Consider the following 23228-nt stretch of genomic DNA (forward strand, 5'->3'; position numbering starts at 1 on the left):
ATGGACAGCGATGCCCTCGAGGGAGCAATCGCGATCATCGGAATGGCGGGCAGATTCCCCGGCGCGCGCGACGTCGGCGAGCTCTGGCGGAACCTGCGCGATGGCGTCGAGTCCGTCACGTTCTTCTCCGAGGAGGAGCTGCTCGCCTCCGGGGTCGATCCCGCGCTTCTCGCCACCCCGGGCTATGTCCGGGCAGGGGCCGTCCTCAAGGGCGTCGACGAGTTCGACGCTTCGTTCTTCGGCATCAGCAGGCGCGAGGCCGAGCTCACGGATCCGCAGCACCGCATCTTCCTGGAGAATGCGTGGGAGGCGATCGAGAGCGCCGGATACGACCCTCACGCCTACGAGGGATCCATCGGTGTCTTCGCCGGGGCCAGCGTGAGCACCTACCTGCTCCGTGAGCTCCTGTCGGGCCGCGCGATCACGACGAAAGGGGCCGCCGGCTTCCTGACGCTCGTCGGCAACGACAAGGATTACCTGGCGACCCGCGTCGCGCACAAGCTCGACCTTCGTGGGCCGAGCGTCAGCATCCAGACCGCCTGCTCGACGTCCCTTGTGGCGGTGCACATGGCTTGCGCGAGCCTCCTCGCCCGCGAGTGCGATATGGCGCTCGCGGGCGGGGTGACGGTGCGGATCCCGCACCGCGTGGGGTATCTGTACGAGGAGGGGTTCATCTTCACGCCCGACGGTCATTGCCGGGCCTTCGACGCGGGGGCGCAGGGAACCCACCCCGGCAGCGGCTCCGGCGTCGTCCTCTTGAAGCGCCTCGCGGACGCGATCGAGGACGGGGATTTCATCCACGCGATCGTCCGCGGATCGGCCGTCAACAACGACGGGGCGGCGAAGGTGGGCTTCACTGCGCCGAGCGAGATCGGCCAGGCCCACGTGATCACCGAGGCGCTGGCCGTCGCGGGGGTCGAGGCGCGGAGCATCGGGTACGTCGAGGCGCACGGGACGGGCACGGCCATCGGGGATCCCATCGAGATCTCGGCGCTTACCCGGGCGTTCCGCGCCGACACCGAGGAGCGGCAGTTCTGTGCCGTGGGCTCGATCAAGAGCAACATGGGGCACCTCGAGTCGGCGGCGGGCATCGCCAGCCTGATCAAGGCCGTCCTCGCGCTCCGGCACCGGAAGCTGCCGCCCAGCCTGCACGTCGCGTCGCCGAACCCGCTGATCGATTTCGAGCGCAGCCCATTCTACGTCAACACGGCGCTCAAGGACTGGGACGCCGGCGAGATGCCGCGGCGGGCCGGGGTGAGCTCGTTCGGGATCGGAGGGACGAACGCCCATGTCGTGCTGGAGGAGGCGCCCCCGGTCGCCGCCCCGGCGCCGTCCGCGGAGGCGAAGCTCCTGCTCTTGCCGCTGTCCGCGAAGAGCCCCGAATCGCTCTCAGCGCTGGCCGGGGCGTACGTGCCGTTCCTGTCAGACAGCGACGCGGGCAGCCTCGAAGACATCGTGTTCACGGCCAGCCTCCGGCGCCGCCACCACGAGCACCGGCTCGCGGTGGTCGGCGCGAGCCGCGAGGAGATGGCGGCGGCGCTCGAGGCGTTCGCGCGGGGCGAGGACACCGCGGGCGTGGCCGTCGGAAAGGCGCCGCAGGCGCCGCCGAAGGTGGTGTTCGTCTTCCCCGGGCAGGGCTCGCAATGGGCGGGCATGGGCAGACAGCTCTTCGCCGAGGAGCCGGCGTTCCGGCGGGCGCTCGAGGCGTGCGACCAGGCGATCCGGCGCGAGGCCGGCTTCTCGGTGATCGAGGCGCTCCACGCCGAGGACAGCGCAGCGCGGCTCGGGGCGATCGACGTGGTGCAGCCGGCGCTGTTCGCGATCGAGGTGGCGCTCGCGGCGCTGTGGCGGGCGTGGGGCGTCGAGCCCGACGCCGTGGTGGGCCACAGCATGGGCGAGGTGGCCGCGGCCCACGTGGCGGGCGCCCTGTCGCTCCGCGACGCGGCGGCGATCATCTGCCGCCGCAGCCGCCTCCTGCGGAGGGTGAGCGGGCGAGGGGTGATGGCGCTGTGCGAGCTGCCCGTGCCCGAGGCCGAGGCCGAGCTCCGCGGCTACGAGGATCGGCTGAGCATCGCCGTGAGCAACGGCCCTCGCTCGACGGTGATCGCGGGCGAGCCGGCGGCGATGGACGAGCTCCTCGCCAGGCTGGAGCGGAAGAAGGTCTTCTGCCGGCGGGTGAAGGTGGACGTCGCGTCGCACAGCCCGCAGATGGATCCGCTCCGTGAGGAGCTCGTGGCCGCCCTGCGCGACGTGGCGCCGGCTCCGGTCGGTACCCCGATGCGCTCGACGGTGACGGGGGAATGGCTGCGCGGCGGAGAGCTCACCGCGGCGTACTGGGCCGACAACCTGCGCAAGCCGGTGCTGTTCGGCCGCGCGATCGGCGACCTGCTGGAGGGCGGGCACCAGATCTTCCTGGAAATGAGCCCTCACCCTCTCCTCGTGCCGTCGGTCGAGGAGATCCTGCTCCATGGCAACCGGGACGGCGCGGCGATCGCGTCGCTCCAGCGGGACTCCGACGAGCGCCGGTGTCTCCTGCGCGCGGCCGGGGCGCTGTATGCGCGCGGGTACGCCATGGCGTGGAAGAAGCTCCGCCCGGAGGGGGGGCGCGTCGTGCTGCTGCCGAGCTACGCCTGGCAGCGGACGCGGTACTGGGTGGACGCTGGCAGCGGGGCCGACGAGGAGCAAAGCAGCGCCGCCGTGCCGGCGTCGGCGGCCGCGCCGGCCCCTTCAGGCCGGCTCTACGAGATCGTCTGGCAGGAAGAACCCTGCCCGGTCGAGCCCGCGCCCGTCGCGGGATCCTGGCTGGTGCTCCACCGGGGCACCGCGCTCGCGCGGGCGCTCCTGTCGCGCTCCGCGCCGGCGGGCGCGCGGTGCATCCCGGGAGCGCTCGACGCGCCCGCGGCGGCCTACCGGGCGGCGCTGGAGGCCGCGGGCCCGGGCGGGCTCCAGGGGGTCGTGTGCGTGTGGGGCGGCGACGACGGCACCTCCGGGGCGGAGCGCGCCGAGGCCGCGAGCGTCGCGGCGCTGCAGTTCGTGCACGAGATCTTCCGGCGCGAGGACGCGGCGCCGCCGCGGCTGCTCTGGGTGACGGAGGGCGCGCAGGCGGTGCGCGCCGGCGAGCCCGTCGCGGTGGCGGAGGCGTCGCTCTGGGGGCTGGGTCGAGCGGTGATCGCGGAGCGGCCAGAGCTCGGCTGCACGCTCGTCGATCTGGAGCCTTCCGCGAGCGACGCCGTGGACGCGCTCTTGCGCGAGCTCGGGCGCCCGGACGACGAGGACCAGATCGCCTGGCGCGGGGGGAAGCGCTACGCGGCGAGGCTCGTCGAGGCGCGGCCGCGGCTCGAGCTCGCGGGTGGACCACGGATCGCGGCGCAGAGCACGGTGCTGATCACCGGCGGGCTCGGGGCGCTGGGCCTGCGCGTCGCCCGGTGGCTCCGCGAGGAGCACGGGGTGCAGCACCTGCTCCTCGCCGGGCGCCGCGCGCCGGCGGGGGACCAGCTCGCCGCCATCGAGGCGCTGCGCGCGGCGGGGGCGCGCGTCACCCTGGCGCAGGTCGACGTCGCGGATGCGTCTCAGGTCGAGGCCGCGCTGCAGCTCGTTCCCGCAGATCTGCCGCTGAGCGGGGTGATCCACGCGGCCGCTGTCCTCGACGATGGGGTCCTCTCGAGGCAGACCGCGGAGCGTTACGCGCAGGTCCTCGCGCCGAAGGCGCGGGGCGCCTGGAACCTGCACCAGGCGACGCGTGACGTCCCGCTCGACTTCTTCGTCCTGTTCTCCTCCGGCGCCTCGGTGCTCGGAGCTGCGGGGCAGAGCAGCTACGCGGCGGGGAATGCGTTCCTGGACGGCCTTGCGCACGCGCGCCGCGCGGAGGGGCTGCCGGCGCACAGCCTGAGCTGGGGTCCGTGGGGTGAGGTGGGGCTCGCCATGGGGCTGGACGACCTCCAGCGGGCGCGTGTCGCGCGGCAGGGGCTCGGCATGCTCCCGCCCGCGCAGGCGATCGCGCTCCTCGGGCGAGCGCTCGCGCGGCCGGAAGCGCACCTCTGCCCGCTGTCCCTCGATGTCGAGGCGGCGCGGCGCGCCTCCCCGGCGGGCGCGCCGGCGCCCCTCTGGCGGGCGCTCGTCGCCCCCCGGCCGGCGCTCGGTGGAGCGCTGCGGCTCGCGGAGCTCTCGCCCTCGGCGCGGCGTAGGGAGCTGGAAGCGGCGGTGCGGGGGGACGTGGCCAAGGTGCTCTCGCTCGGCTCGGCCAGCGACACGCCCGTCGACCGCCCGCTGCGGGAGCTCGGGCTCGACTCGCTCATGGCGCTCGAGCTGCGCAACCGGCTCTCGGCGCGCATCGGCCGGCCGCTGTCGGCGACGGTCGTCTTCGATCACCCGACGGTCGCGGCGCTCTCCCGGTTCCTGTGCGATCAAGTGGCCGGGATTCACGGTGAACGCCCCGCGATCGAGCCCGCGCCCCGTCCCCGGGACGAGCCGATCGCTGTCGTGGCCATCGGCTGCCGCTTCCCCGGCGGCGTGCGCGATCCCGAGAGCTTCTGGCGGCTGCTCGAGCGGGGCGAGGACGCGGTCGGCGAGGTGCCCCGCGAGCGCTGGGACATCGACGCCTATTACGATCCCGATCCGGACGCGCCCGGCAAGATGATGAGCCGCTGGGGCGGGTTCCTCGAAGGGGTGGACCTCTTCGACCCGAGCTTCTTCGAGATCTCGCCCCGCGAGGCGGCGGGGCTGGATCCGCAGCAGCGCCTGTTCCTCGAGGTGAGCTGGGAGGCGATCGAGCGCGCCGGCCTCCCGCCGGAGGCGCTGATGGGCAGCGACACGGGGGTCTTCCTCGGGATCTGCACCCACGATTACCAGACGCTGGCGCGGGGCGGCCGGGAGGGCCTCGACCCGTTCACGATGCTGGGTACGGCGCACAGCATGAGCGTGGGCCGGCTCTCGTACTGGCTCGGTCTCAGGGGCCCGAACATGCCTGTGGACACCGCGTGCTCGTCCTCGCTCGTGGCCATTCACCTGGCGTGTCAGGCCCTCCGGAACGGCGAGTGCTCCCTGGCGCTCGCGGGCGGGGTCAATCTGATCCTGAGCCCGGAGCACACCGTGGGTCTCACCAAGACCCGCGCGCTGTCGCCGACGGGCCGGTGCCGGGCGTTCTCGGCGGACGCCGACGGCTTCGTCCGGAGCGAGGGGTGCGGCGTGCTGGTGCTCGAGCGCCTGTCGGACGCGGTGCGGCGGGGCGATCCCATCCTGGCCGTCGTGCGCGGCTCGGCGATCAACCAGGACGGGCGGAGCAACGGACCGACGGCGCCGAGCGGCCCGGCGCAGGAGGTGGTGATCCGGCGGGCCCTGGCGCAGGCGGGGGTCCCGCCCTCCGGCGTGGGGTACGTCGAGGCGCACGGGACAGGGACCCAGCTCGGCGATCCCATCGAGGTGCAGGCGCTCGGGGCCGTGCTCGGCGAAGGACGCGCGCCGGAGCGGCCCGTGATCGTCGGATCCGTGAAGACGAACATCGGCCATACCGAGGCCGCCGCCGGCGTCGCGGGCGTCATCAAGGCGGTGCTGGCCCTGCAGCGCGCGCGCATCCCGAGGTCGCTGCATTTCACGGCGTCCAACCCGCATATCCCGTGGGCCGAGCTCCCCGTGAAGGTGGCTTCGGAGGAGACCCCGTGGCCCGACTCGCCGCGGATCGCCGCGGTGAGCTCGTTCGGGCTGAGCGGGACGAACGCGAACGTGGTCCTCGAGGAGGCGCCGCCCCCGGCGGCCCGGAGCGTGCCGCGCGCGGACGACGCGCCGGTCCTGTTCCCCGTCTCGGCGCATGGCCCCGAGGCGCTCGTGGCAGCGGCGGCGGCGTACGGGCGGTTCCTCTCGGCGGAGGGAGGCGGCGACGCGTCTCCGCTGAGGGATATCGCATATACAGCGAGCGTACGTCGCGGCCACCGGGAGCACCGCCTGGCCGTCGTGGGGAGCTCCCGGGCGGAGATCGGCGCGGCGCTCGAGGCCTTCGGGCGCGGCGAGGCGCCGGCGGGCGTCGTGCGAGGGCGAGCGTCGCGGGGCGCGCCGCCGAGGGTGGTGTTCGTGCTCTCCGGGCAGGGGTCGCAATGGGCGGGGATGGGCCGCGCGCTCCTTGCCGAGGAGCCGGCGTTCCGCGCCGCGGTCGAGGGGTGCGAGCCGCTGGTGCAGCGGTATGCCGGCTTCTCGCTGCTCGCGGAGCTCACGGCCGAGGAAGAGGCTTCCCGCCTGGGCGAGACGGAGGTGGCGCAGCCGGCGATCTTCGCGATGCAGGTGGCCTTGTCGGCGCTGTGGGCGTCGTGGGGGGTGGTGCCGGACGCGGTGATCGGCCACAGCGTTGGGGAGGTGGCGGCGGCGCACATCTCGGGGGCGCTGGAGCTGGAGGAGGCGGTGCGTCTGGTGTGCACCCGCGGGCGGGTGATGCAGCGCGCGACGGGGCTCGGGAAGATGGCCTCGGTGGCGCTGCGCGAGGAGGAGGCGGCGCGGGCGCTTCGCGGCTACGAGGATCGGCTGGCGATCGGGGCGGTCAACGATCCGGGCTCTGTGGTGCTGTCGGGCGAGGCGGCGGCGCTGGCGGAGGTGCTGGAGCGGCTCGAGCGGCAGGGCGTGGAGGGGCGGATGCTGCGCGTGGACTACGCGTTCCATAGCCCGCAGATGGAGCCGCTGGCCGGCGAGCTTGCGCGCGAGCTCGGAGGGCTGGCGGCGCGCCCGGGCGCGCTCGCGATGTACAGCACGGTGGAGGGCGGGCTCATCGAGGGCGGCGCGCTCGATACGACCTACTGGCCGAGGAACGTCCGCGAGCCGGCGCGCTTCGCGCGGGCCGTGGAGGCGGCGCTCGGCGATGGGTACCAGACCTTCGTGGAGGTGGGGCCGCACCCGGTCCTGTCGCTCAGCGTGGAGCGGTGTCTCTCGGCACGAGGCGCGGAGGGGCGCGCGGTCCCCACGCTCCGGCGCGATCAGGGGGGGCGCGGCAACATGCTCTCGGCGCTCGCGAAGCTCTACGCGCACGGCCACGCCGTGGACTTCGGCCGGCTGTACCCCGAGGGCGGGCGCGTGGTCGCGCTTCCGGCGTATCCCTGGCAACGCGAGCGGTACTGGATCGAAACCGCGCGCTCGCCCGCAGCGGGGAGTGGTGGTGTCGCGACCAGGCACCCGCTGCTGGGCGCGCGGATCGCGGTGGCTGGGGCGAAGGCGGTGTTCGAGGCGACGCTCGGGATGGAGGCCGTGCCGTACCTGGGGGAGCACCGGGTGTTCGGGCAGGCGGTGATTCCCGGGACGGGGCTGCTGGAGCTCGCGCGCGCGGCGGGCGAGGCGCTGGGCCTTGGGACGTCGTCGCGGGTCGAGGGGCTGGTGGTGGGAGCGCCGCTGTCGCTGCCGGAGCAGGGATGGGTGCGCGTGCAGGTGGTGGTGTCCGAAGCGACGGACGCGGGCCACGCGGTCGCTGTGTACAGCCAGCCGCTGTCGTCGCGACCGGAAGGGGGTTGGACCGAGCACGCGGTGGGACGGCTGCGCGTGGGCTCCGGCGAGGCGCCGGTGGCCGCGGCGGATCTGGGTGCGGCGCGCGCTCGCTGTGGCACGGGCGTGGATGTGGCGGAGCTGTACGGGTCGTTCGAGGGCATGGGCCTGTCGTACGGCCCTACGTTTCGCGGGCTCGAAGCGCTGTGGCGTGGCCATGGCGAGGTCGTCGCGCGCGTCGCCCTGCCCGCCCAGACCGGCGAGGGCGCCGGGCCCTACGGAGCCCACCCGGCGCTGCTGGACGCGGCGTTGCAGGCGCTCGGGGCGGCCTTCGGAGCGAAGCTCGGGAGCGAGACATACCTGCCGTGGGAGATCGGCGGCTTCGTGGTGCGGCAGCCAGGCGTGACGTCGGCCTGGGTCCACGCGCGAGCGACGGGCGCAGCCGAAGGCCCTGCGGAGGTGCTCTCCGGCGACGTCCTGGTCTTGGATGAGGGCGGCGCGGCGGTGGCGGAGCTGAGCGGGGTACGGTTCAAGCGTGCCGACGCGGCGGCGCTGCGGCGTGCGATGACGGCGGCGCCGCTCGAGGACCTGTATGCGATCACCTGGCAGGAGAGGCGCCCCGCGGGCGATGAGACAGGGCCGTCGGGCGCGTGGGTCCTGCTGCGCGGACCGGAGGAGGACGTGGCGCTCGCGCGGGCGCTCGAGGCGCGCCTGCGGTCCGCGGGAGCGCACTGCACGACGGCGGAGGTCGCGAGAGAGGCAGGCGCGATCGCCGCGATGCTGGACGGAGCGGGCCCGGAGCGGCTCCAGGGCGTGGTGTGCCTGTGGGGCGGCGGCGCGGGCGCCTCTACGGCGGAGCGCGCCGAGGCGGCGAGCCTAGAGGCCCTCGCGGTGGTCCAGGCGCTGTCGCGGCGCGAAGACAAGGCGCCGCCGCGATTGTTCTGGGTGACGGAGGCAGCGCAGGCGGTGCGCCCAGGCGAGCCGGTGGCGGCGGCGGCGGCGTCGCTGTGGGGGCTGGGCCGCTCGGTGATGCTGGAGCGCCCGGAGCTCGGCTGCACGCTGGTGGATCTGGAGCCCGGGGCTGGCGACGCCGCGGAGGCGCTGTGGCACGAACTCGGCAAGTCGGACGACGAGCGCGAGATCGCCTGGCGGACGGGCCAGCGACACGTGGCGCGGCTGTGCCGGGTCGCAGCGCGCTCGGGGCTGTCGGTTCCGGATGCGCCGTCGTACCGGCTGGAGATCGCGCAGAAGGGGCTGCTCGATCAGCTGCGTCTGCTGCCCGCCGAGCGGCGAGCGCCGGGGCCAGGCGAGATCGAGATCGAGGTGAAGGCCTCGGGGCTCAACTTCCGCGACGTCATCCGGGCCCTGGGCATGGATCCGAGCGAGGGCACGGAGATGGGCGGCGAGTGCGCCGGCGTCGTCACGGCACTCGGCGAGGGCGTGCAACACCTGGCCGTGGGCGATGCGGTGATGGCGATCGCGCCGGGGGCGTTCCGCCGGTTCGTGACGGTGGACGCGCGGCTGGCGAGCCCGCAGCCGGTCGGGCTGTCTGCGGCCGAGGCGGCGGCGTTGCCGATCGTGTTCCTGACCGCGTGGTACGCGCTGCACGAGCTTGCGGGGCTCAAGCGCGGCGAGCGGCTGCTGCTGCACGCGGCGGCCGGCGGCGTAGGGATGGCGGCGGTGCAGGTGGCGCAGTGGCTCGGGGCGGAGGTGCTGGCCACGGCAAGCCCGTCGAAGTGGGGCGTGGTGCGGGCGATGGGGGTCGAGCGGGTGGAGAGCTCGCGGACGCTCGCGTTCGCCGACGCGTACAGGACGGCCGGCGTGGACGTGGTGCTGAACGCGCTGGCGGGCGAGTTCGTGGACGCGAGCCTGTCGTTGCTGTCGGCGGGCGGTCGCTTCCTGGAGATGGGCAAGACCGACATCCGCTCGGCCGAGGCGGTGGGAGCGGCCCATCCGGGCGTCATGTACCGGGCGTTCGACCTGCTGGAGGTGGAGCCCGACCGGATCCAGCAGATGTTCCGCCGGGTGAGCGAAGGGTTCGCCGCGGGGTGGCTGCGCCCGCTGCCGGTGCGCGCCTTCGCGGTCACGGAGGCGGAGGCGGCGCTGCGGTTCATGGCGCAGGCGCGGCACACTGGCAAGATCGTGCTGTTGCCGGCGCCGAAGGCGGCGCTGATAGCGGCGCAGAGCACGGTGCTGATCACCGGTGGTCTCGGCGCGCTGGGGCTGCACGTGGCGCGCTGGCTTTGGCAGGAGCACGGGGTGCAGCACCTGGTGCTGGCGGGTCGGCGGGCGCCGGAGGGAGCGCAGCGCGCGGCGGTGGAGGCGCTGCGCGAGGCGGGGGCGCGGGTGACGGTGGTGCAGGCGGACGTGGCGGACGCTGCCGCGGTGCAGGCGCTGGTGTCCTCGGTGCCGGCGGAGCTGCCGCTGCGGGGGGTGATCCACGCGGCGGGGGTGCTCGAGGACGGGGTGCTGTCGGAGCAGACGGAGGCGCAGTACACGAAGGTGTTCGCGCCGAAGGCGCGCGGGGCGTGGAACCTGCACGAGGCGACGCGGACGGTGCCGCTGGAGCTGTTCGTGCTGTTCTCGTCGAGCGCGTCGCTGCTGGGCGCAGCGGGACAGGCGAACTACGCGGCGGCCAACGCGTACCTCGACGGCCTGGCGCAGAGGCGTCGGGCCGAGGGGCTGCCGGCGCACAGCGTGAGCTGGGGCCCGTGGGCAGACGGCGGCATGGTCGAGACGCTGAGCGACGTGCAGCGGGCGCGCTTTGCACGCATGGGCGTGGGCGCGCTCGCCCCGGCGCAAGGGCTGTCGCTGCTGGGACGCGCGCTGTCGCGGCCCGAGGCGCACCTCGGCGCGCTGGAGCTCGACCTGCGGGCGCTGGGCAGGGCGCTCGGGGCCGACGTCCCTCCGGTGTGGCGAACGCTGGTGCAGCCGCGATCGACGCAAGCAGCCGTCCGCGCGTCCGCCCCGACCCAGGAGACCTGGAGGAGTCGGCTCGCGGCGCTCTCTCCCGAGGCGCGCGCCGCCGAGGTGGATGCGATGGTGCGGGGCGAGGCAGCCAGGGTCCTCTCCCTCTCCTCTTCCAGCGATCTGGAGGCGGACCGGCCGCTGCAGGAGCTGGGGCTCGACTCGCTGATGGCGCTGGAGCTGCGCAACGCGCTCTCGGCGCGGGTCGGCAAGGCGCTGCCGGCCACGCTGCTGTTCGATCGGCCGACCGTCGCCGCGCTGCGGCGCTACCTGCTCGACGAGGCCCTGCTCCCCGGCGAGCAGAAAGCCCCGCTCGCCGCGGTCCAGCCTCGCGTTGCTCCACGCGAGGAGCCGATCGCCATCGTTGGCATCGGCTGCCGTTTCCCGGGCGGGGTGCACGACCTGGAGAGCTTCTGGCGGCTGCTCGAGGGGGAGGTCGACGCGGTCCGCGAGGTGCCGCGGGAGCGCTGGGACATCGACGCGTACTACGACCCGGATCCGGAGGTGGCGGGCAAGATGGTGACCCGCTGGGGCGGGTTCCTGGAGGACGTCGACCGCTTCGACCCCGCCTTCTTCGGCATCTCGCCGCGCGAGGCGGCGAGCATCGACCCGCAGCAGCGGCTGCTGCTCGAGACCACCTGGGAAGCGCTCGAGCGCGCGGGCCTCCCGGCCGAAGCGCTCGCGGGCACCCGTACGGGCGTCTATGTCGGGATCTGCGGCAACGAGTATCAGGCCATGATGCTCGCCCGCGGCGCCGAGCGGTTCGATCCGTACTCGTTGCTGGGCTCGGCGCACAGCGCGACGGTGGGGCGGCTGTCGTACTGGCTCGGGCTGCAGGGGCCCAACATGGCCGTGGACACCGCGTGCTCGTCGTCGCTGGTGGCGGTGCACCTTGCCTGCCAGGCGCTGCGGTCGGGCGAATGCACGACGGCCCTGGCCGGTGGGGTCAACCTGGTGCTGACCCCGGAGCCGACGGTCTACTTCAGCCGGATGCGCGCGATGTCCCCCTCCGGGGGCTGCAGAGCGTTCTCCGCGGACGCGGACGGCTACGTGCGCGGGGAGGGCTGCGGCGTGCTGGTGCTCAAGCGGCTGTCGGACGCGGAGCGGGACGGCGATCCGATCCTGGCGGTGATCCGGGGCTCGGCCGTCAACCAGGACGGCCGCAGCCAGGGCCTGACGGCGCCCAACGGCCCCGCCCAGGAGGCGGTGATCCGGCAGGCGCTCGCCCAGGCCGGGGTGAGCCCGGCGTCGGTCGGGTACGTGGAGACGCATGGGACGGGCACGCCGCTGGGCGATCCGATCGAAGCGCAGGCGCTCGGCGCGGTGCTTGGCGAGGGGCGCCCAGCCGGGGCGCCGCTGTGGATCGGCTCGGTCAAGACGAATATCGGCCACACCGAGGGCGCCGCGGGTGTCGCGGGCCTGATCAAGGCGGTGCTCGCGCTCTCGCACGAGCGCATCCCGCGCAGCCTGCACTTCACCGCACCGAACCCGCACATCGCCTGGTCGGAGCTGCCGCTCCAGGTGGCTTCGGAGCCGGTCCCGTGGCCGCCGAACGGGAAACCCAGGATCGCCGGGGTCAGCTCGTTCGGCTTCAGCGGGACCAACGCGCACGTCCTCCTCGAGGAAGCGCCGCGGCGAGCGCTGGTCGAGGCGCCCGCAGAGGCGCCCGCGAACGAGGCGACGGCGTACCTGCTGCCGCTGTCGGCCAAGAGCCCGGAGGCGCTGAGCGCGCTGGCGGCGACCTATGCGACCTTCCTGCCGGCGTCGGACGCGCGCCTCGGCGACATCGCGTACACGGCGAGCGCGCGGCGGAGCCATCACGAGCACCGGCTGGCCGTGGCCGGCGGGAGCAAGGACGAGCTGGCGGCGACGCTCGCGGCATACGCGCGCGGAGACGGTCCTTCGGGCGTGGTCGAGGGCAAGGCGTCGCCGGTGCCACCGAAGGTCGTGTTCGTCTTCTCCGGGCAAGGCTCGCAATGGGCGGGCATGGGCACCCAGCTCCTCGAGCAGGAGCCTGTGTTCCGGAGCGCGCTCGAGGCGTGCGACGAGGCGCTCCGGCCGCATCTGGGCGGCTCGGTGATCGATGCGATGAGAGAGCCCGAGGAGCGCTCGCGGCTCGGCGAGACGGAGGTGGCGCAGCCGGCGCTGTTCGCGATCGAGGTGGCGCTGGCCGCGCTGCTCAGGTCGTGGGGGCTCGTGCCGGAGGCGGTGATCGGGCACAGCGTCGGCGAGATCGCCGCGGCCCATGTCGCCGGGATCCTCGACCTCGATGAGGCCGCGCGCCTCGTGGCGCTGCGTGCCCGGATCATGCAGCGCGCGACAGGCCAGGGAAAAATGATCTCGGTCTCCCTGGCCGAGGACGAAGCGAAGGCGGCGATTGCGGGGCTCGAGCCGCGGGTAGGCGTCGCGGCGGTCAATGCGCCCCGGCAGGTGGTCCTCTCCGGAGACGCGGCCGCGCTCGACGCCGTGGCGCAGAGGCTCGTGGCACAGGGGGTCGCGTGCCGGGAGCTGCGCGTCAAATACGCATTTCACAGCCCGCAGATGGATCCGCTGCGGTCGGCGTTCGTGGACGCCATCGGAGAGCTCGCGCCGAAGCGCGCGGCGATCCCGATGCTCAGCACCGTGACAGGGGCGGAGATCTCGGGACAGGAGCTCGACGTCTCCTACTGGGGGCAGAACCTCCGCGGGACGGTGCGCTTCGCGCAGGCCGTGGCGGCGTCGCTCGCCAAGGGGCATTGCGTGTTCGTGGAGGTGGGGCCGCACCCGGTTCTATCGCTCGACGTGGAGCAATGCCTCGCGGCGCGCGGGGAGGCGGGGCGCGCGGTGGCGACGCTGCAACGAGGCAAGGAAGAGCGCACGCGTGTCCTGCATGCGCTGGGGGCGCTGTATGCGCACGGCGCCCACGTGTCCTGGGAACGGCTCTATCCCGAGGGCGGGCGCGTCGTCGCGCTGCCGGCCTATCCATGGCAACGGCGGCGCTACTGGATCGAAACCTCGCGCTCGCTCGCGGCGGGTAGCGGCGGCGCCGCGACCGGGCACCCGCTCCTCGGCGCGCTCACGCCTGCGGCGTTCGCAGAAGCCGTGTTCGAGGTGGCCTTGAGCGCCGCGACGCTCCCGTATCTGGCAGACCACCGGGTCTTCGGTGAGGTGATCGTTCCCGGCGCCGCGCTGCTCGAGATCGTGCGCGCTGCGGCGGCCACCCGCCTCGGCTGGGAGCGGGTCCGGGTGACGAGCCTGGTCATCCAGGCGCCCCTGCGCTTGCCCGACGCGGGGACGCGCCGCGTGCAGGTGGTCCTGCCCGCGAGGAGCCCGGAGGGCGCCGAGGTGATCGTCTACAGCCGCGCCGGCGACGCGAACCCCGACGATCCCTGGACGGCGCACGCGCGCGGGCACGTGTCGCCCATCGAGGCCGCCGAGCTGCCGACGGCGCTGGACATCGGCGCGGCGCGCGAGCGCTGCCGGACGAGCCTGGACGTGGACGGGATCTACGAGCGCTTCTCGGCGACCGGGCTCGCCTATGGCCCCGCGTTCCGCGGGATGGCCGAGCTCCGCCGCGGCGATCGGGAGGCGTTCGCGCGGGTCGCGCTGCCGGAGTCCGCGAGGGACGGCGCGGAGGCGTACGGACTGCACCCCGCGCTGCTGGATGCGGCGCTGCACGCGCTCGCGGCGATCGTGGACATGCCGGCGGCGGACACCTACCTGCCGTTCGAGTTCGGCGAGGTCCTGGCCGGCGCGTCAGGCGTGACCGAGGCGTGGGTGCACGCCCGTATCGAGGGCGCGCCCGCGCCGGGCGCGGAGACGATCAACGCCACCTTGACTCTGGTCGATGACGCGGGGCAGCTCGTGGCGCGGGTATCGAACCTGCAGCTGAAGCGCGCCGGCGCGGCAGCGCTGCGCGATGCCGGAGCGGACGCGGCGGATCGCGCGGGCCTGCTCGCGCTTCGCTGGCAAGACAAGCCGCTCGCGCGCGAGGAGGCCCCGCCCTCGGGGCGCTGGATCCTCGTGAGCCGCGGCTCGCCGGCGGCGCAAGAGCTCGCGGCCGGGCTCGGCGCTGCGGGGGCGAGTTGCCTGACCGTCGCGCTGGGCGAGGACGCAGGCCGTCTGGAGGAGGCGCTCGGCGCGCTGGGCGCCGAGCCCTTGCAGGGGGTGGTCTGTCTATGGTTCGAGGCGGCGCTCGAGCCGGGGGCGGACGAGGGGGCCACCCCTCCGGCGGCGCACGCCGAGCGCGCATCGATCGCGGGGCTGCGCATCGTGCAGACGCTCGCGAGGCGCGCGTCGCCGCTCCGGCTGGTCTGGGTGACCGCGGGGGCGCAGGCGGCGGGCGCGGGCGAGCGGCCGGCGCTGTCCCAGGCGCCGCTCTGGGGGGTCGGTCGCGTGATCATGCAGGAGCACCCGGAGCTCGACGCCGCGCTGGTCGACCTCGATCCCGATGCCGAGGACCCGGTCGCCGCGGTCTGGGCAGAGCTGTCCCGCGCGGACGGCGAAGCGCAGGTGGCATGGCGGCGCGGCCGCCGGTACGTCCCGCGGCTGATCGAGGCGCCGCCGGGCCAGGGCGAGCGCGACCGGACGCCGGTGAGGCCGGACGGCACCGCGCTGGTCACGGGCGGGCTGGGGGCTCTGGGCCTCGAGGTGGCGCGATGGCTCTGGGAGCAGCATCGCGTGCAGCACCTCTTGCTTGTCGGTCGACGGGCGCCGTCCGAAGACGCCCTCGCGACGATCGAGCGGCTGCGCGATGAGGGGGCGCGGGTGACGGTCGCCCAGGCGGACGTCGCGGATCCCTCGGCGCTGCGGGCGCTCCTCGACGTCGTGCCCGCGGAATGGCCGCTTCGCGGGGTCGTCCATGCGGCGGGGGTGCTCGACGACGGGGTGCTCGCCGAGCAGACCGCGGCGCGCTTCGAGCGCGTCATGGCGCCGAAGATCCGGGGCGCGTGGGGCCTCCATGAGGCGACCAGGGGCGCGGCGCTGGACTATTTCGTGCTCTTCTCGTCGGCCACGTCGTTGCTCGGCAACGCGGGCCAGGCCAATTATGCCGCCGCGAACGCGTTCCTCGACGCGCTCGCGCACCTCCGCCGCGCCGAGGGGCTGCCGGCCCACAGCCTGCACTGGGGTCCCTGGAAGGGCGACGGGATGGCGGCGGGCCTCTCCCCCGCGGCGCGGGCGCGCCTCGCCCGCATGGGGGTGAGCCTGATCGAGCCCCTGCGCGGGCGCTCGCTCCTCGGCCATGCGCTCCTGCGCCCCGAGGCCGAGCTCCTCCTGATGCCCATCGACCTCGCCGCCGCGCAGCGGTCGTTCGGCGCCGAGCTCCCGCCGCTGTGGCGGGAGCTCCTCGCGCCGAAGGCTGGGAGCCTTAAGGCCGGCGCGACGGGGCTCGCGGCGCGGCTGCTCCGGCTCGACGCCGCGGCACGCCGCGCGGAGGTCGAGGGCATGGTGCGGGCGGAGATCGCGAAGGTGCTGTCGCTGCCGTCGAGCGACGACGTACCGGAAGACCGGCCGCTCCAGGAGCTCGGGCTGGACTCGTTGATGGCGCTGGAGCTCCGCGGCGCGCTGTCCAGGCAGATCGGCGGGGCGCTGTCCGCGACGCTGGCCTTCGATCACCCGACCGTGCGCGCTCTCTCCCGCCACCTGCTCGAGAAGGTGCGGGTCGAGGAGGCGCCGAGCGACGCCCGCGCTCCCGCGCCGCGCGCGGCGGCCGCCACAGAGCCCATCGCGATCGTCGGATTCGGCTGCCGCTATCCAGGCGGCGTGCGTGACGCCGAGAGCTTCTGGAAGCTGCTCGCGGACGGCGTGGACGCCATCCGCGAGGTGCCGAAGCAGCGCTGGGACATCGACGCGCTGTACGACCCGGATCCGGACGCGCCCGGCAAGATGATCACCCGCCACGGCGGCTTTCTCGACGACATCGACCTGTTCGATCCGGCGTTCTTCGGCATCTCGCCGAGGGAGGCCAGGAAGATGGATCCGCAGCAGCGACTGCTCCTCGAGACGAGCTGGGAGGCGCTCGAGAGCGCGGGGCTCGTGCCCGAGCAGCTGATGGATAGCGACACCGGCGTGTTCGTCGGGCTGATGTACCACGAGTACGCGACGCTGGCGGCCGGCGCGCCCGAGGCGCTCGACGGCTACGTGGGGACCGGGAGCTCGGGGAGCATCGCGTCGGGTCGCATCTCGTACTGGCTCGGCCTCAAGGGCCCGAGCCTCACGGTGGACACGGCGTGCTCGTCGTCGCTCACGACGATTCACCTGGCGTGCCAGAGCCTGCGCTCGGGCGAGTGCACCATGGCGCTGGCCGGGGGCGTGGCGCTGATGCTCACGCCCGCGGCGCACGTGGAGTTCAGCCGCCTGCGCGGCCTCGCCCGCGACGGCCGGTGCAAGAGCTTCGACACCTCGGCCGACGGCGTCGCCTGGAGTGAGGGCTGCGGCATGGTCGTGCTGAAGCGCCTGTCGGACGCGGAGCGCGACGGCGATCCGATCCTGGCCGTGATCCGTGGCTCGGCCGTCAATCAGGATGGCCGGAGCCAGGGCCTGACGGCGCCGAACGGTCCATCGCAGGAGGCGGTGATCCGTCAGGCCCTCACCCAGGCCGGCGTGAGCCCGGCGTCGATCCAGTACGTGGAGGCGCACGGGACAGGGACGCCGCTCGGGGATCCGATCGAGGTCCAGGCGCTCGGGGCCGCGCTCCGCGAGGGGCGGAAGCCCGAGGAACCGGTGCGGATCGGCTCGGTGAAATCCAATTTCGGACATACGCAGGCAGCGGCCGGCGTGGCCGGCGTCATCAAGACCGTGCTCGCCATGCAGCGCGGGTGGATCCCGCGGAGCCTGCATTTCACCGAGCCGAGCCCGCACATCCCCTGGTCGGAGCTGCCGGTCCAGGTGGTGTCGGAGGCGGTCCCCTGGGCGGCGAACGGGAGGCCCCGGATCGCCGGGGTCAGCTCGTTCGGGTTCAGCGGGACCAACGCGCACGTCGTGCTCGAGGAGGCGCCGCGGCGAGAGCGGACGGAGGCTCCCGCGACCGGGCCGTCGAGCTACCTGCTGCCGCTCTCGGCGAGGAGCCCGGAGGCGCTGGTGGCGCTGGCGAGCTCGTGGGGGGCGCTCCTGTCGGCGCCGGACGCACGCGTGCGCGACCTGGTTTTCACGGCGGGCGCGCGGCGGAGCCATCACGAGCACCGCCTCTCGGTCCTGGGGGCGGGCCGCGAGGAGCTGGCGGCGGCGCTGGACGCCTTCGCGCGCGGCGAGCGCCCTGCAGGCGTGCTCGAAGGCAAGGCGCTGCAGGCGCCGCCGCGGGTGGTGTTCGTGTTCCCCGGGCAGGGCTCGCAATGGGCGGGCATGGGCCGGCAGCTCTTCGCCGAGGAGCCCGCGTTCCGCGGCGCGCTCGAGGCGTGCGACGCCGCGCTCCGGCCCCACGCCGGCTTTTCAGTGATCGAGGCCATGGCCGAGCCCGAGGAGCGCTCGCGGCTCGGCGAGACGGAGGTGGCGCAGCCGGCGCTGTTCGCGATCGAGGTGGCGCTGGCCGCGCTCCTCGGGTCGTGGGGCATCGCGCCGGAGGCTGTGATCGGGCACAGCGTCGGCGAGATCGCGGCGGCCCATGTCGCCGGGATCCTGGAGCTCGACGAGGCCGCGCGCCTCGTGGCGCTGCGTGCCCGGATCATGCAGCGGGCGACTGGGCAGGGGAAGATGGTCTCGGTCGCGCTGACCGAGGACGAGGCGAGGGCCGCCATTCAGGGGCACGAGCAACGGGTGGGCGTCGCGGCGGTGAACGCCCCCCGGCGCGTGGTGCTCTCGGGAGACGCGGCCGCGCTCGATCAGGTGGTGGAGCGACTCGCGGCGCAGGGGGTCGCGTGCCGGGAGCTGCCGGTCAACTATGCCTTCCATAGCCCCCAGATGGATTCGCTGGGCGACGAGCTCGTCGCGAGGATCGGCCCGCTCGCGCCGCGGCGCGCGAGGCTCCCGATGATCAGCACCGTCACGGGGGCGCCGATCTCGGGTGAGGAGCTCGACGCCGGCTACTGGGGAAGGAACATCGTCCAGACGGTGCGCTTCGCGCAGGCCGTCGGCGCGGCATGGACGCCAGCGCATCCGCTGTTCGTGGAGGTGGGGCCGCACCCCGTCCTGTCGCTCGACGTCGAGCAATGCCTCGAGGACCACGGGGGCGCGAGGCGCGTCGTGACGACGCTGCGGCGTCGCAAGGAAGAGCGCCGGTCCGCGCTGATGGCGGTCGGCGCGCTGTACGCGCATGGCTACGCCGTCCCGTGGCAGAAGCTTCACCCGGAGGGCGGACGGGTCGTCCCGCTGCCGAGTTATCCCTGGCAGCGCGAGCGGTACTGGATCGAGGCGCCCGCCCGGCCTCCGCGGCAGTCGGCGCCGGCGCGCGACGGGTCGTCGCATCCTCTGCTCGGGACGGCCATGCGCCTGTCGGCGCTTCCCGGCGTGCACCTTTGGGAGCAGACGTTGCGGAGCGATACGCCTGCGTACCTGGCGGATCACCGCGTGGGGGGAGAGGTGGTGCTCCCTGCGGCCGGATTCGTGGAGATCGCGCTCGCGGCGGGAGCCGAGCTCTTCACCGGGGCCATGCTCTCGATCGAGGGCATGACCCTCGAGAGCATGCTCTCCCTCGCGGCGGACGGTGAGCGGATCATCCAGACGATCGTCACCGACGGCGGCGATTCGGCGGCGACCTTTCAGATCGCGAGCCGTGCCGGCGGCGAAGCAGGCTGGCAGCGGCACGCGGCGGGGAAGGTGCGAGCGATCCAGGGCGACGCGCAGCCCCGGCCCGTGGCGGAGCGTCCAGCAGCGCTGCGTGCGCGGCTCAGGGCCACGCGCTCGGGGGCGGAGCACTACGAGCGCCTGCAGGCGTTCGGGCTCGATTACGGGCCTGCGTTCCAGGGCGTCGTCGAGCTCGCGTGGGGCGAAGGCCAGGCGCTCGGGCGCGTGCGCCTTCCCGAGCCGATCGAGTTTGGCGGCCACAGGCTGCATCCGGCGCTCCTGGACGCGTGTTTGCAGGTGTCGGCCGGCCTCTCCGCGGCCGCGGGCGAGGGCGCGGCGGAAGCTCCCTACGTGCCGGTGGCGATCGCGGCGCTGCACGTGCATCGATGGCCGGGGCGTGAGGTGTGGGTGCTCGCGGCGATATCCGCCGATCAGGGCACGGACGAGCGCGAGCGTGCCGTCGATCTCCGGTTGATGGATGAGGACGGCGCGCTCTTGGTCGAGCTCGATGGGCTGCGCCTGCGCCGGATCGAGGGAGCGCGGCGAGCACGCGACGGCCTCGGCGAGCACCTCTTCGAGGTGGTGTGGAAGCAAGCAGATCCCTCGCCCGAGGACGATCGTGCGGGCCTTGCGCGCGAGGGCGTGTGGCTCGTCCTCTCGGATCGAGGCGGCGTGGGGGAGTCCCTGCGCGCGCTGCTCGCGGCCCGTGGGCAGCGCTGCGTCCAGGTCGTGGCGGACACGCACTACGCGCAGATCGCGCCGGATCTCTACCGGATCGATCTCCGGAGCCGAGAGGACTACGGCCGGCTGGTCCGCGACGCGCTCGGCGAGCGCGGGCCCTGCCTCGGCGCGGTGCACCTCTTCAGCCTGGACGCCGTGCCGTTCGAGCAGGCCACGCCGGAGGGCGTCGAGGAGGATCTCGCGCGCGGGGCCCTCAGCGCCGCCTACCTCGCGCAGGCGCTGCTGCGGCAGGGATGGCGGGACACGCCGCGGCTCGTCCTGGTCACCCGGGGCGCGCAGTCCACGGCGGGCGACGACGGCCCCGCGGTCTCTCAGGCGCCGCTCTGGGGCCTCGGGCGGACCATCGCGCTGGAGCATCCGGAGCTCCGATGCACGCGGATCGACCTGGATCCTGCCGCGGGGGCCGGCGACGCCGAGCTCCTGCTCCGCGAGTTCGTCGCGCGGGACCGCGAGGACCAGATCGCGCTGCGGGGAGGCGACCGGCTCGTCGCGCGGATCGCGCGCGGGCACATCGCGGCGGGGGCGCGGGGCCCCTATTCGCTGCACGCAGAGGGCCGGTACCTGATCACGGGCGGGCTCGGCGGGCTCGGCCTCGCGCTCGGGCGCTGGATGGTCGAGCGCGGCGCGAGGCACCTCGTGCTCGTGGGGCGCCGCGGCCCCGATGAGCGCGCCCGCGAGGCGATCGGGGTGATGGAGGCGGCCGGCGCGCGCGTGCTCGTGGCGCAGGCCGACGTGTCCCGGCGAGAGGACGTCGAGCGGCTCATCGCGCAGTTGCGGCTGGAGGGGCCGCCGCTCCGCGGCGTCGTGCACGCGGCGGGGGTGCTGGACGATCACACCCTGCTCGAGCTCTCGGCGGAGAGCTTCAGGACGGTGCTTGGTCCCAAGGCGCTCGGGGCGTTCCACCTGCACCGGGCGACGCGGGGCGAGGCGCTCACGTTCTTCCTCGTGTACTCGTCCGCCGCGGCGCTCTTCGGATCGCCGGGTCAGGGCAACTACACGGCAGCGAACGCTTTCCTCGACGCTCTCGCGCGGTTCCGCGACCGGGCCGGGCACCCGTCGATGAGCATCCAGTGGGGGCCGTTCGCGGAGGTGGGCATGGCCGCGGCAGCGGATGTCCGGGGCCAGCGGCTCGAGGCCCGAGGCGGGAGGAGCTTCACCCCGGCGGAGGGCCTCGAGGTGCTCGCGCGGCTGTTCGAGCACCCCCGGCCGGAGATCGGCGTCGCGCGCTTCGACGCGCGGCAGTGGCTCGAGTTCTACCCGCGGGCGGCGGTGCTCCCGTTCTTCGCGGCGCTCCGCGAGGAGGCGGGCGCCCCGCGCGCGGCCCGGGCCGAGGCGCGGCGGCTGCTGGAGGCAACAGCCCCCGCGGCGAGGGAGCGAATCCTGGTGCGGCACCTCCTCGAGCAGGTGGCGGACGTGCTGCGCGTCGATCCCTCGAGGCTCGATCCCGGAGCGCCCCTTCAGGACTTCGGCGTGGACTCGCTGATCAGCCTCGAGGTCCGCAACCGGCTGGAGGACAGCCTGTCCCTGCGGCTGCCGGCGGCGATGCTGTTCACCTACCCGACCGTGGCGTCGCTCGCGCGCCACCTCTTGGCGGAGATCGACGCCGCGGAGCCGGGGCAGCAGGCGAGACCCGCGGCGAAGCCGGCGAGAGAGAACGGCGCGCGGCGCGCGGAAGAGGCGATCGGAGACATGACGGAGCACGAGGCGGCGGTCGCCGTCGAGGCGGAGCTCGCGGCACTGGAGGACTACCTGACATGATCGGCGTGCGACCTGCGACATCCACCGAGGACGCTCCAGGGGGAGATGGCAACGGCGCCGCGCCCGCCGCGGAGCTCTCGCCGCTCCAGCGCGCGCTCCTCGCGCTCCGGAAGACGCGGGCTCGGATCGAGGACCTCGAGCGCGCGAAGTCGGAGCCGATAGCCATCGTCGGGATGGCGTGCCGCTTCCCGGGCGGGGCGAGCTCGCCGGAGGCGTTCTTCGGCCTGCTCGAGGACGGCGTCGATGCCGTCACCGAGGTGCCCGGCGACCGCTTCGCGCCGGGCATTCCGGGCCGCGATCCGGCGGATCCCGCCGCGCGGGCCACCCGCTGGGGAGCGTTCCTGAAGGAGGACCTGCGGCTCTTCGATGCGGCCTTCTTCGGGATCTCACCCAGGGAGGCGAGCGCCATGGATCCTCAGCAGCGCCTGCTCCTCGAGGTGGCGTGGGAGGCCCTCGAGCGCGCCGGGCAAGCGGCGGACCGCCTCGCTGGGAGCCGCGCCAGCGTGTTCCTCGGGCTCATGAGCACCGACTACGCCGAGCTCTCCCTCACGGCCGATCCGGCAGGGCAGGACCTCTACCTGGCGACCGGCAATGGCCATTGCTTCCCGGCCGGCCGGCTCTCGTACACGCTCGGTTTCATGGGACCGAGCCTGGTGGTGGACACCGCCTGCTCGTCCTCGCTGGTCGCCGTGCACCTCGCCTGCCGGAGCCTGCGGAGCGGCGAGAGCTCGCTCGCGCTCGCTGGCGGGGTGAGCCTCATGCTGTCGCCCTCGTCGGCGCGCGCCACGGCCAAGCTCGGGGCGCTCTCGCCCGACGGGCGGTGCCGGAGCTTCGACGCGGGCGCGAGCGGCTACGTGCGGGGAGAGGGGTGCGGGATCGTCGTGCTCAAGCGCCTCTCCGACGCCGTGCGCGACGGCGATCCGATCCAGGCCGTGATCCGCGGATCCGCGGTGAACCAGGACGGCCGGTCGACCGGGCTGACGACGCCGAACGTGCTCTCGCAGCAGGCCCTGCTGCGGCAAGCGCTGGAGGACGCCCGCGTCGCGCCGGAGGACGTCGGGTACGTCGAGACGCACGGGACCGGCACGCCGCTCGGGGATCCGATCGAGATCGAGGCGCTCCGGGCGGTGCTGGGCAAGCCGCGGGCGGACGGATCGCGCTGCATGCTCGGGGCCTTGAAGACCAACATCGGGCACCTGGAGGCGGCGGCGGGCGTGGCGGGCCTGATCAAGGCCGTCCTGTGCCTCCAGCGCGCCGCGATCCCACCGAACCTTCATTTCGAGGCGCTCAACCCGCGCATCTCGCTCGACGGGACGCCCTTCTCCATCCCGACCGGGCGCGAGGCGTGGCCGGGCGCGAAGCCGCGCGTCGCGGGCGTGAGCTCGTTCGGGCTGAGCGGGACGAACGCGCACGTCGTGCTGGAAGAGGCGCCGCGGGGTGAGGGCGCGCCGGTCGAGGCGATCGAGGCGGCGGAGGCGTCGAGCGCGCTGCTGCCAATGTCCGCGAGGAGCCCGGAGGCGCTCGACGCGCTCGCGCGGGCGTACCGGGACCTCCTGCTCTCGGACGGCGCGCGGCTCCACGGCGTGGCGTTCACGGCGAGCACGCGGCGGAGC

The 23228-nt window shown here is 74.3% G+C and carries 2 protein-coding genes (1 of these 2 only partly in view); both read left to right on the plus strand.

Annotated features, from left to right (window positions below):
* Nucleotides 1-21615 (plus strand): SDR family NAD(P)-dependent oxidoreductase, encoded by a 21615-nt coding sequence (locus WME73_RS13305; protein ID WP_437917387.1) that lies wholly within the window; start codon nucleotides 1-3, stop codon nucleotides 21613-21615.
* On the plus strand, nucleotides 21612-23228 hold the 5' end (the start) of the coding sequence (locus WME73_RS13310; RefSeq protein WP_437915947.1) for an amino acid adenylation domain-containing protein. Its footprint extends 9072 nt past the window's final position; the window shows 1617 of its 10689 coding nt (coding positions 1-1617); the start codon lies at nucleotides 21612-21614; its stop codon lies beyond the right edge, outside the window. The genes WME73_RS13305 and WME73_RS13310 overlap by 4 nt, the downstream gene beginning before the upstream one ends.

This window comes from Sorangium sp. So ce302, assembly GCF_051530145.1.
GTDB lineage: Bacteria > Myxococcota_A > Polyangia > Polyangiales > Polyangiaceae > Sorangium > Sorangium cellulosum_B.